9 protein-coding genes and 3 tRNA genes are annotated in these 16,366 nt (G+C 60.7%); 9 read left to right on the forward strand and 3 right to left on the reverse strand.

What is annotated here, in order from left to right; genetic code table 11:
- Window positions 1-82 precede the first annotated feature (82 nt).
- From CUC44_RS07880 to CUC44_RS07890, 3 genes are all read right to left on the reverse strand, one after another.
- Window positions 83-168, reverse strand: a tRNA-Leu gene (locus tag CUC44_RS07880).
- A gap of 32 nt (window positions 169-200) precedes the next feature.
- Window positions 201-276, reverse strand: a tRNA-His gene (locus CUC44_RS07885).
- A gap of 51 nt (window positions 277-327) precedes the next feature.
- Window positions 328-404, reverse strand: a tRNA-Arg gene (locus CUC44_RS07890).
- 259 nt (window positions 405-663) lie between these two features.
- Here CUC44_RS07890 and CUC44_RS07895 point away from each other — a divergent pair.
- The 9 genes from CUC44_RS07895 to CUC44_RS07940 all read left to right on the forward strand — a co-directional run bounded on the left by CUC44_RS07895 (window position 664) and on the right by CUC44_RS07940 (window position 16,338).
- The gene (locus CUC44_RS07895; RefSeq protein WP_100859425.1) at window positions 664-1,254 is read left to right on the forward strand and encodes a TetR/AcrR family transcriptional regulator; all 591 of its coding nucleotides are present in this window, start codon (window positions 664-666) and stop codon (window positions 1,252-1,254) included.
- Window positions 1,251-2,357, forward strand: coding sequence for an efflux RND transporter periplasmic adaptor subunit (locus CUC44_RS07900; RefSeq protein WP_100859426.1), 1,107 nt, complete (start codon window positions 1,251-1,253; stop codon window positions 2,355-2,357). Before CUC44_RS07895 ends, CUC44_RS07900 begins: the two co-directional genes overlap by 4 nt.
- Before the next feature lie 15 nt (window positions 2,358-2,372).
- Window positions 2,373-5,453, forward strand: a complete 3,081-nt coding sequence (locus tag CUC44_RS07905; RefSeq protein ID WP_100859427.1) for a multidrug efflux RND transporter permease subunit — start codon at window positions 2,373-2,375, stop codon at window positions 5,451-5,453.
- A gap of 121 nt (window positions 5,454-5,574) precedes the next feature.
- Window positions 5,575-7,533: an ATP-binding protein gene (locus tag CUC44_RS07910; RefSeq protein ID WP_100859428.1), complete on the forward strand. Its 1,959-nt coding sequence runs from the start codon at window positions 5,575-5,577 to the stop codon at window positions 7,531-7,533.
- 76 nt (window positions 7,534-7,609) lie between these two features.
- Window positions 7,610-8,959 carry a glutathione-disulfide reductase gene (gene gorA / locus CUC44_RS07915; protein ID WP_100859429.1) on the forward strand — a complete coding sequence of 450 codons (1,350 nt, stop codon included), beginning with the start codon at window positions 7,610-7,612 and terminating at the stop codon, window positions 8,957-8,959.
- Window positions 8,960-9,342: 383 nt separating this feature from the next.
- Window positions 9,343-11,025, forward strand: coding sequence for a potassium-transporting ATPase subunit KdpA (gene kdpA, locus CUC44_RS07925; protein WP_100859430.1), 1,683 nt, complete (start codon window positions 9,343-9,345; stop codon window positions 11,023-11,025).
- Window positions 11,025-13,082, forward strand: a complete 2,058-nt coding sequence (gene kdpB / locus CUC44_RS07930) for a potassium-transporting ATPase subunit KdpB (RefSeq protein WP_100859431.1) — start codon at window positions 11,025-11,027, stop codon at window positions 13,080-13,082. Before kdpA ends, kdpB begins: the two co-directional genes overlap by 1 nt.
- Before the next feature lie 63 nt (window positions 13,083-13,145).
- The gene (locus CUC44_RS07935; protein WP_100859432.1) at window positions 13,146-13,667 is read left to right on the forward strand and encodes a potassium-transporting ATPase subunit C; all 522 of its coding nucleotides are present in this window, start codon (window positions 13,146-13,148) and stop codon (window positions 13,665-13,667) included.
- Between the two features lie 82 nt (window positions 13,668-13,749).
- The gene (locus tag CUC44_RS07940) at window positions 13,750-16,338 is read left to right on the forward strand and encodes a sensor histidine kinase (RefSeq protein WP_100859433.1); all 2,589 of its coding nucleotides are present in this window, start codon (window positions 13,750-13,752) and stop codon (window positions 16,336-16,338) included.
- Window positions 16,339-16,366 lie beyond the last annotated feature (28 nt).

Raw genomic sequence — 16,366 nt, forward strand, 5'->3', positions numbered from 1 at the left:
CCGCCTCCTTCGCACACTGTTTTTCCCATCTGGTTTTTAAATGCGGTTGGGCGCATTGCTCTGTTTTAACATGTCAGAATCATGGTGCGAAGAGAGGGACTCGAACCCTCACACCCGGGGGGCACTAACACCTGAAGCTAGCGCGTCTACCAATTCCGCCACCTTCGCATACCTAAACATGCTGCAAAACAGCTTTAAAATGGGGTGGCTGATGGGGCTCGAACCCACGACAACCGGAATCACAATCCGGGACTCTACCAACTGAGCTACAGCCACCACAGCTGTTTTCGTTCCACAACAACGCCCGTTTAACTGGCGCACGTTTGATGGTGCGCCCGACAGGATTCGAACCTGTGACCTCTGCCTCCGGAGGGCAGCGCTCTATCCAGCTGAGCTACGGGCGCTACGCTGTCGAACGGGGCGCATTATTGATGATGGCGCCCACCTTGTCCACTCTTTTTTTGTCATGACGAATCAGGCGTTTGTTTTTCAATCGCTTTGTGCAGTTTTATACCGTTTCTCACGGTTTTCAGCCAGAATCGTTCTCACTCGGCCCACTTCCCTACCCTTATCTGGCAGGAAACCCATTTCCATCCCTTGACTTGGTCACTTGCCCACCTAGAATGAATGAACGTTCATTCAGCCGTTAACAGTCAGAGGGTCATGGACAAGAAAGAACGCATTTTCGAGGCGGCGCGCGAGATCCTCGGCGAGCAGGGCTTCTATGGCCTCTCCATCGCCGTGGTCGCCAAGAAAGCCAGGGTGGCGGCGGGCACCATCTATCGCTACTTCAGCGACAAGGATGATCTGATCCGCCAGCTTTATCAGCACACTATTCTTCAGTGTCATCCTTTGGTCATGGAAGGTGTGCAGATAGAGGAGGTGTCATACCGGCAGTATCGACGCCTGTGGCTCAACATAGATGCCATCTTTACCAATTTCCCCAATGCACTGAAATGTAAATTGCAGTACGAAAGTTCTCCATTGGGGGCTGAATTGGAACGGGATCCGGTCATAATGGCGCTATGGGCGCCACTTGAGCGCTTTTTTGAACAGGGACGCCAGCAAGGTCTGTTTATCGATTTGCCCGTTCTGGTATTGCAGGCCCTGAGCCTGGATTGTGTGGCCAACCTGGCACAGCAACGTCGGGCCCACCCTTTTGTATTGACGCAAGCGCAGTTGGAGACCGTGATCCGGGCCAGCTGGAATGCCATTTTAAACCCTAATAATTCCACCACAGGAGCCTGTTCATGAAAAAGTGGATGGCCGTCATGTTGCTGATTGCATTTGTCCTGTTTGGCAGTGTCATCGGTTTCAATATGTTCAAGCAGAAGAAAATTGCAGAGTTCATGGCCAATCGACCCGAGCCCGAGTTCCCGGTGACCGCTATGGTGACCAAGGCACAGGACTGGGTGCCAACCATAGAGGCGATCGGTTTCATCGAGCCGAACCAGGGGGTCACCCTTTCCAGTGAACTGGCGGGCACCATAGACAACATCAGCTTCGAATCCGGGGTGTCAGTCAAGGCGGATCAGCTGCTGCTGAGCCTGGACTCCAGCGTGGAAAAAGCCAATCTGCAATCTTCCCAGGCCAGGCTGCCGGCGGCGCGCGCCAAGTTCGAGCGCTACCAGAACCTGTACCAGAAGAACTCCATCTCCCGGGATCAGCTGGACGATGCCGAAGCCAGCTACCGTTCGCTGGAAGCGGACATAGAAAGCCTGAAGGGCACCATAGCCCGCCGTGAAGTGCGTGCGCCCTTCGGCGGGGCCGTGGGTCTGCGCAACGTCTTCCTCGGCCAGTATCTGGAGCCGGGTACCGAGATAGTGCGCCTGGAAGACACCAGCGTGATGCGCCTGCGCTTCACCGTGCCCCAGACCGACATCTCCAAGATTTCCCTGGGCCAGACCATCAAGATCAACGTGGATGCCTATCCCAATACCCAGTTTGACGGCCGCATCACCGCCATCGAGCCCGCCGTCAACTACCAGAGCGGCTTGATCCAGGTGCAGGCAGCCATCCCGAACAACGACGGCCAGCTGCGTTCCGGCATGTTCGCCCGCGCCAGCATCATTCTGCCCACGGTGAAAGACCAGATTGTGATCCCGCAATCCGCCATCTCCTTCACCCTGTATGGGGAGAACGTCTACGTCATCCACGAAGCGGATGGGGTGAAGCGGGCCAAGCAGGTGGTGGTCAAGGCAGGCGAGCGCCGCGGCAATGACGTCCACGTGCTGTCCGGCATCAAGTCTGGCGATGAAATCGTGCTGTCGGGTCAGGTTCGCCTGAGCAACGATACCAAGGTGCGCGTGGTCGACAACGATGCCCTTGCCGTTCCGGCACAAACCCCGATGCTGTAAGCGCGGAGATCTGCGATGCGATTTACTGACATTTTCATAAAGCGTCCCGTGCTGGCGATCTCGATCAGTTTCCTGATCGCCCTGCTCGGCTTCCAGGCCATCTTCAAGATGCAGGTGCGGGAATACCCCGAGGTCACCAACACGGTGATCACGGTCAGCACCAGCTATTACGGGGCCAGTTCCGATCTGATCCAGGGCTTCATCACCCAACCCCTTGAGCAGGCGGTCGCGCAAGCCGACAACATCGACTTCATGACCTCCTCCAGCCAGTTGGGCAGCTCCACCATCACTGCCTACATGAAGCTGAACACCGACCCCAACGCTGCCCTGGCCGACATCCTGGCCAAGGTCAACTCGGTGCGCTCCCAGTTGCCCAAAGAGGCGGAAGACCCCTCGGTCACCTCCTCCACTGGCTCCACCACGGCGGTGCTCTACATGGGCTTCACCAGCCCTGAGCTGAACTCCAGCCAGATCACCGACTACCTGGAACGGGTCATCAAGCCCCAGCTGTTCACCGTGGGCGGGGTCTCCAAGATCGATATCTACGGCGGGGTCGAGTTTGCCCTGCGGGTATGGCTGGATCCGGCCAAGATGGCGGCCTTCGACCTGACCGCCAGCGACGTGATGACGGTGCTCAACAGCAACAACTATCAATCCGCCACGGGTCAGGCCACCGGCTACTTCACCCTGTTCAACGGCAATGCCAAGACCCAGGTCGAGAGCACGGATGAACTCGAGCGACTGGTAGTGGCGACCCGCAAGGGTCAGGTGATCCGCCTGTCCGACATCGCCAAGGTGTCGCTGGAGAAGAGCCACGACATCTATCGTGCCAGCGCCAACGGCAAAGAGGCCGTGGTACTCGCCATCAACGCGGCGCCGACCGCCAACCCCATCACCATCGCCCACGATGTGCTGGAGCTGCTGCCGGACCTCAAGCGCAACATGCCGAGCACCATGCAGACCAACGTGCTGTATGACTCCACCATCGCCATCAACGAGTCCATCCACGAGGTTATCAAGACCATCTTGGAAGCGGCCGCCATCGTACTGGTGGTGATCACCCTGTTCCTCGGCTCGTTCCGGGCCGTCATCATCCCCATCATCACGATTCCACTGAGCCTTATCGGGGTGGTGATGATGATGGATTTGTTCGGCTTCTCCATCAATCTCATGACCTTGCTGGCCATGGTGCTGGCCATCGGCCTGGTGGTGGATGACGCCATCGTGGTGCTGGAGAACGTGGATCGTCACATCAAGGAGGGGGAAGAACCCTTCAGGGCGGCCATCATAGGGACCCGTGAGATAGCCGTGCCGGTTATCGCCATGACGGTCACCCTGGCGGCCGTGTACGCGCCCATCGCCCTGATGGGGGGCATCACAGGCTCCCTGTTCAAGGAGTTCGCGCTGACCCTGGCAGGGGCAGTGTTCGTCTCGGGCATCATAGCCCTGACCCTGTCCCCCATGATGTGTTCCAAGATGCTCAAGGCGAACGCCAAGCCGAACAAGTTCGAGAGCACGGTACACCATCTGCTGGATCGGATGACGGCCCGCTACGACGCCATGCTGCACGCCGTGATGAAACATCGCATCGTGGTGGTGGTGTTTGCCATCATCGTATTTGGCAGTTTGCCGCTGCTGTTCAAGTTCATCCCGAGCGAACTGGCCCCGTCGGAAGACAAGGGGGTCATGGCAGTCCTGGCGACGGCGCCATCCAACGCCAACCTGGACTACATCGAAAACACCATGATCGACGTGAACAAGATCCTGGATGAGCAGCCGGAAATCGCCTATGCCCAGGTCTTCTCCGGGGTGTTCAACTCCAACCAGGCGTTCGGTATTGCGTCCCTGGTGCCCTGGAGTGAGCGTGAGGCGAGCCAGAAAGAGGTGTTGGACCGGGTGGCCGGTCTTGTGACCGACATTCCCGGCATGGCCATCACCACCTTCCAGTTCCCCGAGCTGCCAGGTGCCTCCAGCGGTCTGCCCATCCAGTTCGTCATCACTACCCCGAACAGCTTCGAGAGTCTGTTCCTGATCGCGGGTGAGATGCTGGCGGCCACCAAGGCCAACGGCCAGTTCGTCTACACGGATCTCGATCTGAACTACGACTCGGCCACCATGAAGATCAAGATCGACAAGGACAAGGCGGGTGCTTACGGCATCACCATGCAGGACATAGGCACCACCATGGGTACCATGATGGCGGATGGCTACGTCAACCGTATCGATCTGGATGGCCGCTCCTACGAGGTGATCCCGCAGGTGGAACGCAAATACCGTATGAACCCCGAATCCATGAAGGGCTATTACGTGCGCGCCGCCGACGGCAAGTCGATCCCGCTGGGCAGCCTGATCACCATAGACGTGGTGGGTGAGCCCCGTGCCCTGCCCCACTTCAACCAGCTGAACTCGGCCACCATAGGCGCAGTTCCTGCTCCGGGTGTCGCCATGGGTGATGCGATCAACTGGTTCAAGGCCACCGCAGAGGAGAAACTGCCACAAGGTTACCGCTACGACTTCATGGGTGAAGCTCGCCAGTTCGTGACCGAAGGCAACGCCCTGTACGCCACCTTCGCCCTGGCCCTCGCCATCATCTTCCTGGTGCTGGCGATCCAGTTCGAATCCGTGCGTGACCCCCTGGTCATCATGGTCTCGGTGCCGCTCGCCATCAGTGGTGCCTTGATCGCGCTGGCCTGGGGCATGGCCACAATGAACATCTACTCTCAGGTGGGTCTCATCACCCTCGTCGGCTTGATCACCAAGCACGGCATCCTGATCTGTGAGGTGGCAAAAGAAGAACAGCTGCTGCACGGCATGAACCGGATGCAGGCGGTGATGCAAGCCGCCAAGGTGCGTCTGCGCCCCATCCTGATGACCACGGCGGCCATGATCGCAGGCCTCATCCCGCTGCTCTATGCCTCGGGTGCCGGCGCCGCCCAGCGCTTCAGCATAGGTATCGTGATCGTGGCCGGTCTGGCCATAGGTACCCTGTTCACCCTGTTCGTGCTGCCGGTGATCTACACCTACCTGGCGTCCGAGCACAAACCGCTGCAGGAATTCGACGAGTCGATTCCCGCCAAGGCGAAAGGGGGCCATTGATTCCCCCCACAATGAAACAAGGCCCCTCACGGGGCCTTCTTTTTATCGATTTCACAGGGCACGACATCGCTGTTTGAAGCAGTTACACTGAACCGCACTCAATCCAGACCGCAAGGACGCCATGTCAGGACTTCTCTCCAAGGCCGTCAGCCAAAACGGGCTCTCGTATCGCCTGCTCTCCTATATTCTGGTGTGCAGCACTGTGCTGGCGCTGATCATTACCGTGCTGCAGCTCGCCTGGGACTACAACAAGGACGTGGCCGTCATCGAGGACAGCATCGATCAGATCGAGGCCTCCTTCCTGCAGCCTATCTCCGCCAGCCTGTGGAACCTGGATGAAGAGCAGGTCAAGGTGCAGATCGAAGGCATCATGAACCTGCCCAACATGCAGTTCGTGCTGGTCAAGGAGATGCTCGGCAACACCGAAGTGCCACTGCTGAGCCAGGGAGTGGAGCGGGAGAGCTACGACATCTCCCGGGAATTCAACCTCACCTATCAGGGAGAAGTGGTCGGCAAGCTGTTTGTAGCCGCCTCCCTCGAGCAGATCTATCAGCGCCTGATCGAGAAATCCGTGCTGATCATGGTCAGCCAGACCATCAAGACCCTGGTCGTCTCCTTCTGCATCCTGGTCATCATCTACTATCTGGTGATCCGTCATATCAACAGCATCGTCGGCTACGCCCAGACCCTGAGTCCGGACAAGCTGACCGTCAAGCTGACCCTGGAGGGGCGTCCCCTGCCCCGCAAGAAGCCAGATGAGTTCGATACCTTGGCCGCCACCCTCAACCAGATGCGCACCCGGCTGAACGACGAGTTTGCGGCCCGGCACAGGGCGGCGGATCAGCTCCAGCAGGAGCGGGACTTCTCCGCCACCCTGATCAACTCGGCCAACATGGTCATCTGCTGCATGGAGCCGGATCTCACCATCGCCAGCATCAACCCGGCCGCCATCATGCTCACCGGTTATCACCATCAGGAGCTGCTGCAACACAACTGGCTGGATCTGTTCGTCAGTCAGGAGCACAGGCAGGCCTTGGCCACCACCCTGGCGGAGCAAGGCTCCATCGAGGATCGCGAGATCATCATGCATGATCAGCAGGGCAACGAGCTCGTCCTGCAATGGACCTTCGCCCCCTTCTACGAAGGCCCGACCCTCAAGTACCTGATTGGCTTCGGTTATGACATCACCCGCCTCAAGAAAGTCGAGCGGGAGATCACCCTGTTCAACGAGCAGCTGGAGAGCAAGGTGGCCGAGCGCACCCGCAGCCTGCGGGAAGCCAACGATCAGCTCGGCAAGGCCTATGACGACTTGAAACAGGCTCAGCAGACCCTGGTGGAGTCAGAGAAGATGGCCTCTCTTGGCTCGCTGGTCGCCGGGGTCGCCCACGAGATCAACACCCCCATCGGCATCAGTGTCACCGCCTCCTCCTACCTGCAGGAGCGGGTGGCCGACTTCAAGCAGCACATCGAGGCCAAACAGCTCTCCCGCTCCTATCTCAACGAATTCACGGTCAATCTCGATGAGTCCATGCAGCTGCTGCAAGGCAACCTGAGACGCGCCTCTGAGCTCATCGCCAGCTTCAAGCAGGTGGCGGTGGATCAGTCATCGGAGGCGCGCTACAACTTCAGTCTGGCGGACAACCTGCATCAGGTGGTGGTGTCACTCGGCCACAAACTCAAGAAGGCCCAGTGCGAGGTGGACATTCAGTGCGATCCCAAGCTGACCCTCTACTCCTTCCCGGGCAGCTTCACCCAGATCTACTCCAACCTGATCCTCAACTCCATCAACCACGGTTTCGACGGCTGGGACAGGCCCAAGAAGATCAGTATCAAGGTGGCACAACAGGGTGACGAGCTAATCATCGACTACAGCGACAACGGCCGCGGCATCCCCCCCGAGATATTGCCGCGCATCTTCGATCCCTTCGTCACCACCAAGCGTGGCCATGGCGGGAGCGGGCTCGGCACCCACATCATCTACAACCTGGTGGTGCAATTGCTGCGCGGTCGCATCAACTGCGCCAGCGAACCCGGCCAGGGCGCCCAGTTCCACATCAGCCTGCCGATCCCCCATAACTGAGCGCTGGCCCTTGTGAGCCAGCCGCTTTGTCCCCATCATGCCTTGATAGCATTCTTAACCAGCGGAGAACCTCACCATGGCACAGCATTTTGACTACATCGCCATCGGCGGTGGCAGCGGCGGCATCGCCTCGGCCAACCGGGCGGCCATGTATGGCAAGAAAGTCGCCCTGATCGAAGCCAAGGCGTTGGGCGGCACCTGCGTCAATGTGGGCTGTGTTCCCAAGAAGGCCATGTGGTATGCCGGCCAGATCGCCGATGCCCTCAGATATGGCGCCGACTACGGCTTCGACACCACGCTCAACCATTTCAGCTGGGCCAAGCTGGTCGAGTCCCGCCAGGCGTACATCAGCCGCATCCATCAGTCCTACGAGAACGTGCTCGGCAAGAACCAGATCACTGTCATTCGAGGCTTCGCCCGCTTCGTCAACAGCAACACTGTCGAGGTCGATGGTGAGCAGTACACGGCCGATCACATACTGATCGCCACCGGCGGTCACCCGGAAGTCCCCAGCATCCCGGGCGCCGAGCTGGGTATCGATTCCGACGGCTTCTTTGCGCTGCAAGAGCAGCCCAAACGGGTCGCCGTGGTCGGGGCCGGCTATATCGCAGTGGAGATCGCCGGCGTGATGCAGGCGCTCGGCTCAGAGACCCATCTAGTTGTTCGCAAACAGGGGCCCCTCCGCAGCTTTGATCCCATGATCCAGGAAACCCTGGTAGAGATCATGGCCGCCGAAGGCCCGAAACTGCACACCCATGCCATCCCCAAGGCGGTGATCAAGAACGCCGATGGCAGCCTGACCCTGCAGCTGGAAGATGGCCGTCACCTCACGGTAGATTGCCTGATCTGGGCCATAGGCCGCGCCCCGGCCACCGACAAGCTGAACCTCTCTGCCACCGGCATCGAGCTGGATGCCAAGGGCTATATCCCGACCGACAAGTTTCAGAACACCAATGTCGACAACCTCTATGCTGTGGGTGACAACACGGGCCGGATCCAGCTCACCCCGGTCGCCGTCGCCGCCGGTCGTCGCCTGTCGGAGCGGCTGTTCAACAACAAGCCAAACGAGCACCTCAACTACGATCTGGTGCCGACCGTGGTGTTCAGCCACCCTCCCATAGGCACCATAGGGCTGACCGAGCCGGAGGCCATTGCCGAGTATGGCGAGAGTCAGGTGAAGGTCTATCGCAGCCAGTTCACCGCCATGTATTCGGCCCTGACCCAGCATCGCCAGCCCACCCGCATGAAGCTGGTCTGTGTCGGACCAGAGGAGAAGGTGGTCGGTCTGCACGGCATCGGTTTTGCCATGGACGAAATCCTGCAGGGCTTCGGTGTGGCCATGAAGATGGGCGCCACCAAGACAGACTTCGACAACTGCGTCGCTATCCATCCCACCAGCGCCGAAGAGTTTGTCACCATGCGTTGAGGTGGGGGAAATAGGAACGCCAAGGTCAGCTCGACAGCTGAGTTGTCATTCCCACCCCACCAGCACAGAAGCGCTAGATATCATGCGCTAGCCCCGGAGGATGCCGGTTCGCTGGCATCCCCCTCTGACAGATACCTCATCACCACAAGACCCGGCACTGGCCGGGTCTTGTCATTCAGGCCACTGATTTTCCCGCTTTTTACGCCAATTTTACGTCCGTGATAGGGCCCTTTATGGCGCCTTTACGTCCACTCTACGTACCCTTGTGGTGTCAATTACACCAAGGGAATTTATATGAATTGGCTATATCTGCTACTGGTCCTCGCCCTGTTGGGCTATCTGCTGCGTGCTCTCACACGCAGTCATGAGTGAGGGACCAGATCATGTGGCAAGAACTCATCTACCCAGTCGCCTTCGTGCTGCTGGTTCTGCTGCCTGCACCCCTGCTAGGCAGTTATATATATCGGGTATTCGAAGGGCAGACCCGTTGGCTCGCTCCCGTCGAGCGAGCGACCATGATCTGCTGTGGTACCGATGAACGGGAGCAAGACTGGAAGTCCTACGCCGTCAGCCTGCTCGCTTTCAACGGTGCGGGCTTCGGTCTCTTGTTCCTGATCCTGATGGCACAAGGCCTGTTGCCGCTCAACCCGCAGAACCTGCCGGGCCTGAGCTGGGAGCTCGCCTTCAACACAGCGGTCAGCTTCATGACCAACACCAACTGGCAGGCTTACTCCGGTGAGGCCAGCCTCTCCTACTTCAGCCAGATGGTCGGACTCACCACCCAGAACTTCGTCTCCGCCGGTACCGGCGCCGCAGTGGCCGTGGCCCTGTTCCGCGGCATCACCCGCCAGCAGACCACCCATCTGGGTAACTTCTGGCAGGATCTGGTGCGCTTCTGCCTCTATGTGCTGCTGCCGATGGCGCTGATCATGGCGCTGTTGCTGGTCTGGCAGGGTGTGCCCCAGACCTTGTCTGCCTACCTGCCGTTCCACAGCCTGGAAGGTCAGGAGCAGTTGATGCCGCTCGGCCCGGCCGCGTCCCAGATCGCCATCAAGCAGCTCGGCTCCAACGGCGGTGGCTTCTTTGGCATCAACTCGGCTCACCCATTCGAGAACCCAACCGCGTTCACCAACTGGCTGGAGATGGTCACCCTTTTGACCCTGCCCGCCGCCCTGGTGTGCACCCTGGGTCACTACGTCAAGCACCATGGTCACGGCCGCGCCATCCTCATCGCCATGACACTGCTGTTCGTGCTCGGGCTCAGCCTCTCCCTCTATCAGGAGCTGCAACCTGACCCGGCCCTCGCCCACCTCACCCAACAAGCGGGCAACTGGGAAGGCAAGGAGAGCCGCTTCGGCCCTGTGCTGTCCAGCATCTGGGAAGTGGCGACGACCTCGGCCTCCAACGGCTCGGTCAATGCCATGCATGACAGCTTCACCCCTCTCGGTGGCATGGTCGGCATGATCAACATGCTGCTGGGTGAGGTGGTGTTTGGCGGCGTCGGCGCCGGTATCTACGGCATGATGCTGTTCGTGCTGCTGACCGTGTTCCTATGCGGCCTGATGGTAGGACGCACCCCGACCTATCTGGGCAAGCGTCTCGGTATCACCGAGATGAAATGGGTGGTCGCCAGCATGCTGGTGATGCCGCTCGGGGTATTGGTGATCGGTGGGATAACCCTGCTGATGCCAAACGCCAGCACAGTGATAGGACACGACGGCCCGCACGGCCTGTCTCGCCTGATCTACGCCTACGCCTCCGCCGCCGGCAACAACGGCTCCGCCTTCGCAGGCTTTGCCGCCGCCGACAGCTGGCAGTGCATCGCCATCGGTCTGGCCATGCTGCTCGGTCGCTTCGGCTACATCATCCCGGTACTGGCCATCGCTGGCCAACTCTCCCGCGCCCAGCGCCAGGATGTCGGTGAAGGTGACTTCCCGGTCAGTGGTCCGCTGTTTGTGAGCCTGCTGATCATTACCGTATTGCTGATAGGTGGCCTCTCCTTCCTGCCCGTGCTGGCACTGGGACCGGTAGCCGAACATCTCACCCTGATGCAGGGAGCTTTCTAATGAGCAAGTCAATTTCAGTGGCCACCGGTACCGACAAGGTCAAGGCCAAGTCACATCGTTCACTGGTCGTAGAGGCCATGATTGAAGCCCTTTATCGCTTCAACCCCAAGGCGCTGTTCGACAGTCCGATATTGTTCACCCTCTGGCTGGCCGCCGTGATGGCGACCGTCGAGTCCCTGCTGGGGCAACCCCTGTCCGGGGTAGCTCCCAGCCTGGCCTGGCAGCTCACCGCCTGGCTCTGGCTGACGCTTTGGTTTGCGAACTTTGCCGAGACCCTGGCGGAAGGCCGTGGCAAGGCACGGGCCGATAGCCTGAAGGCTGGCATGAGTCAGCTCAAGGCGCGCAAGGTCACCCATCCCCGTGACAATCGCGGTGAGTGGGTACCCGCCACCAGCCTGCTGAAGGGCGATCTGGTGCTGGTACGCAGCGGCGAGATGATCCCGGCGGATGGCGAAGTCATCGCCGGTATCGCCTCGGTCAACGAAGCCGCCATCACGGGGGAATCCGCCCCCGTGATCCGCGAGTCCGGTACCGATCGCAGCGGCGTGACAGGTAACACCACAGTCGTTTCCGACGAGATCTGGATCAAGGTCAGCAACAATCCGGGCGAGAGTACACTCGATCGCATGATTGCGCTGGTGGAAGGGGCCAAACGCCAGAAGACACCGAACGAGATGGCACTCAACGCCCTGCTGGTGGGTCTGACCCTGATCTTCCTGCTGGTGGTTGCCACCCTGCCCTGGTTCCTCAACTACAACGAAACCCAGGTCCCCAGGATCTACCTGATCGCGCTCTTCATCACCCTGATCCCGACCACTATCGGCGGTCTGCTCTCAGCCATCGGCATCGCCGGCATGGACAGACTGGTGAAGCTGAACGTGATCGCCAAGTCAGGCCGCGCCGTGGAGGCCGCCGGTGATGTGCGCACCCTCTTGCTGGACAAGACGGGCACCATCACCTTCGGTAATCGCATGGCAGACGAGCTGATCCCGGCGCCGGGCGTAGACCCTTCCCTGCTGGCACAGGCGGCTATGCTGGCCTCTCTGGGTGACAACACCCCTGAGGGCAAGTCCATCCTGACCCTGGCTGGCAAGAGCATGGCCAAACCGAGCCAGCTGGAGAGCGACAAGGTGATCCCCTTCAGCGCCGAGACCCGCTTGAGTGGGCTGGATCGCAACGGTCATCAATATCGCAAGGGGGCGGTCGACGCCGTACTGAATTACCTCTCCATAGAGCGCAAGGCTGTGCCCGAGCTCATCCTGAAGGCGGTCGACCACATAGCCCGTCAGGGGGGGACACCCCTGCTGGTCTGTACCCATGAGCAACTGCTCGGGGTGGTCTACCTCAAAGACATCATCAAGCCAGGTATCAAGGCCCGCTTCCAGATCCTGCGTCACATGGGGATCCGCACCGTGATGATCACTGGCGACAACCCGCTGACAGCGGCGGCCATCGCCGCCGAGGCCGGGGTGGATGACTTCATCGCCGAGGCAACACCGGAGAAGAAGCTGGCCTATATCCGCCAGGAGCAGGCCGATGGCCGCCTGGTCGCCATGTGCGGTGACGGCGCCAACGACGCCCCGGCACTGGCGCAGGCCGACGTGGGGCTAGCCATGAACGAAGGTACCCAGGCCGCCAAGGAGGCGGGCAACCTGGTGGATCTGGACTCCAACCCCACCAAGTTGCTGGACGTGGTGCTGGTGGGCAAGCAGTTGCTGGTCACCCGTGGGGCCCTGACTACCTTCTCCATCGCCAACGACGTGGCCAAGTACTTTGCCATTCTGCCGGCCCTGTTTATCGCCGCCTATCCGCAACTCGGGGTGCTGAACCTGATGCAGTTGAGCAGCCCGCAGAGTGCCATATTGTCGGCCATCATCTTCAACGCCCTGATCATAGTGGCACTGGTACCGCTGGCCCTGCGTGGCGTCAGCCTGAAGGGCACCGCCGCCAGTCTGCTGCGCCGCAACCTGCTGATCTACGGCGTCGGCGGCCTGCTGGTGCCCTTTATCGGTATCAAGCTGATCGATCTGGTCGTCACAGGCCTCGGCCTGGTGTAGGAACCTCATGGCTGCCAACCCGCTTGGCAGCCGCTTCATCCCATCCGGGAGTAAGGAAACATCATGATTGCGATTAGAACCCTGCTGACCCTGACCCTGTTGCTGGGCGTCGGCTATCCGCTGGCGGTGACCGGGCTGGCCCAGGTGCTGTTCCCCTGGCAGGCCAACGGCAGCCAGCTGACCAACAACAAGCAGCAGCTGATCGGCAGTGCCCTGCTGGCACAAAAATTCGAGCGAGCGGAATACTTCCACTCCCGCCCCTCAGCCACCGACTTCGCCACCATAGGTAGCGGTGCCAGCAACCTCGGCATGAGCTCACCCCTGCGTGCCGAGTTCGCCCAGACGGAGGCCAAGGCCTTGGCTGTCAACCCGTCACCCACCCTGCTGACCCGCTCGGCCTCCGGGCTTGACCCTCATCTGCCGCTGGATGCCGTCTTGTCCCAGGTAGACCGGGTAGCCAAGGAACGAGGGCTGGATCCCGCCTCGCTGACGGAGCAGGTCAAGTCCGCAACACAAGCTGGTATCCTTGGCCCCCAAGTGGTCAACATCCTTGAGCTGAACCTGCAACTCGACAAGGATGCATGAGGGAAGACAGTCCAGGCCCAAGGGCCTGGACCAACAGTGAGCCATTTTTTCGGGCCCAGCCAAGGGCCCGCTAGGGACAATGATGCGTGATGAGGTCAGAGCCGACGCCTTGCTGGCCAGCCTGGAAGAAGAACACAAGGGCAAGCTGAAGGTCTTTCTCGGCGCGGCCCCCGGCGTAGGCAAGACCTACGCCATGCTGCAGGCAGTGCGTGAACAGGCCAAGGAGGGCGTCGATATCCTGATAGGGGTGGTGGAAACCCATGGCCGCCAGGAGACCCTGGCCCTGCTCGACAAACTCCCCCTCCAACCCCTGCAACTGCACTACCATCGCCAGCAACGGCTGGAGGAGATGGATCTGGATGGCCTGCTCGAACGCAAGCCCGCCATCGCCGTGGTGGACGAGCTGGCCCACACCAATGCCCCCGGCAGCCGTCACGAGAAGCGCTGGCAGGATGTGGAAGAGCTGCTCGGTGCCGGCATCGACGTCTACACCACCCTCAACGTGCAACACCTGGAGAGCCTCAACGATCTGGTGTGGCAGCTGACCGGGGTCAGGGTCAAGGAGACGCTGCCGGATCAGGTGCTGCTGGAAGCCGACAGTCTGGTGCTCATAGACCTGCCCCCCAAGGAGCTGCTCGGTCGGCTCAAGGAGGGCAAGGTCTATGTGCCCCATCAGGCCAAAGCGGCCCTGCAATCCTTCTTCTCCCTCAACAACCTGACTGCATTGCGCGAGCTGGCGATGCAGACCGCTGCCAGCCACGTGGAAGGGGATCTGCAACTGCAGTGGCAGGCGGCGGGCAAGACTACGCTGCCCCTGCGGGGTAAGCTGATGGTGTGCCTCGGGGAGCAGCACGGCGCCTCCCTAGTACGCTATGGTCACCGCTTCGCCCAGCGTCGCCAGCTACCCTGGCTGGTGGTTCACATCGACAGCCAAGGGCAGCGCTCCGCCGAGCTGGAGCAGGCGTTGGCACTGGCCTCCCATCTGGGTGCCAAGGTGTTGACCCTCTCCAGCCCGGCGGTAGCCGATGCCCTGCTGGAGACGGCCGAGCAGCAGCAAGTCTCGCAGCTCTTGCTCGGCAAGCCCCACAAGTCCCCCTGGCGTCGCTCCCTAGTACAGCACCTGCTCAAACAGGCCCAAGGATTCGAGATAACACTGGTGGATACGGAGAAGCGCAAACCCGGTCTGGGTCTGCATCCCGCGGGTCCCAAGGATATTCGCCAGAGCTTGCTCGCACTCTTCATCATGAGTACGACCTCGGCCATCGCCTGGGGCCTCTCTCACTGGCTACCTCTCGCGTCACTGCCACTCTTGTTCGTGCTGGGGGTGCTGGCCACGGCACTCACCACCAGCCTGGTGCCAGCCATACTGGCCGCCGTGCTGGGCTTCGTGGCCCACAACCTGCTATTTGTCGCCCCCCACTTCTCCCTGAACGTGGCCAACCACAGCGATCTGCTTACCCTGTTCGTGCTGCTCATCGTCGGCATGGCCGCCGGACGGCTCGCCTCCCGCCAGCGCCAGCAGCTAGTGGGCCTGCGAGAAACACAACAGCTCGGTAACGCCCTGCTCTCCCTGAGTCAGGGCCTGGCCACCGCCAGCAGCCCGGTCGAGGTGCTCAGGCAAGGCACAGAGGCTATCTCCCTGGCCCTGGGCCAACCCGTGTTTGCCCTCGATCAGGATTACCAATACCGGGCGGGCGATGCGCCCACCGGACCCGGTCAGACCGACAAGGCCGCCATCGACTGGTGCCTGGCCCAGAAGCAGGTGGCGGGCGCCCACACGGCCACCCTCAATGCGGCCGAGGCCCAGTATCATCACCTCACAGACGAGCTGGTGCTCGGCATCCGGTTGGCCAATCCACTCGCCTCCTCCACCGAGCATCAGTTGCAGGCGCTGCTCACCGATATTCGCGCCGCTCTGGCCCGGATCGATCTCAACGAGCGGCTGGCAGACAGCCAGCTGCAGGCCGAGACGGACAGGCTGCGAGCCGCCCTGCTCTCCTCGGTTTCCCACGATCTGAAGACGCCGCTGGCTACCATCATGGGGGCCGGCAGCACCTTGCTGGAATACGGTGATCGGATAAGCCAGGAGGATCGCAACGAGCTGCTGCACTCGGTGCAGGACGAAGCTCGTCGCCTGCACAGCTATGTGCAGAACCTGCTGGACATGACCCGCATCGGCTCGCCTGACTTCCAGCTCAGGCGGGACTGGGTCGATCTCGCCGACCTGGTGGAGAGTGCCCGCAAGCGGCTGGACTCGTCATGGCGCCAGCACAAGTTGTTGGTCCATTTCGATCAGCAGATCCCCCAACTCTATGTGCACGGGGCCCTGATCGAACAGGTGCTGGTCAACATACTCGACAACGCCTCCCGCTATTCGCCGGCGGGCACCCCCATCGAGTTCAAGGTGATGCTGGCCACCCCGGATCTCATCATCGACATCATCGACATCGGGGTCGGCATAGCGGAGTCCGATCGGGACAAGATCTTCAACCTCTTCTACACCCAGCCCGTGGGAGATTGCGGCAGTCGTGGCACCGGGCTTGGCCTCGCCATTTCTCGCGCTATGATAGAGGCTCACGGCGGTCGCATCTGGGCGTTCGCCGGTCCCAACGGCAACGGCACCTGCATGCGCATCTCACTACCGCTTTCCCTCAACGCACCGGAGGTATGATGTTTCAGGTTTTTGTCACAGAGGCGAC

The organism is Aeromonas lusitana, assembly GCF_002812985.1.
Lineage (GTDB): Bacteria > Pseudomonadota > Gammaproteobacteria > Enterobacterales > Aeromonadaceae > Aeromonas > Aeromonas lusitana.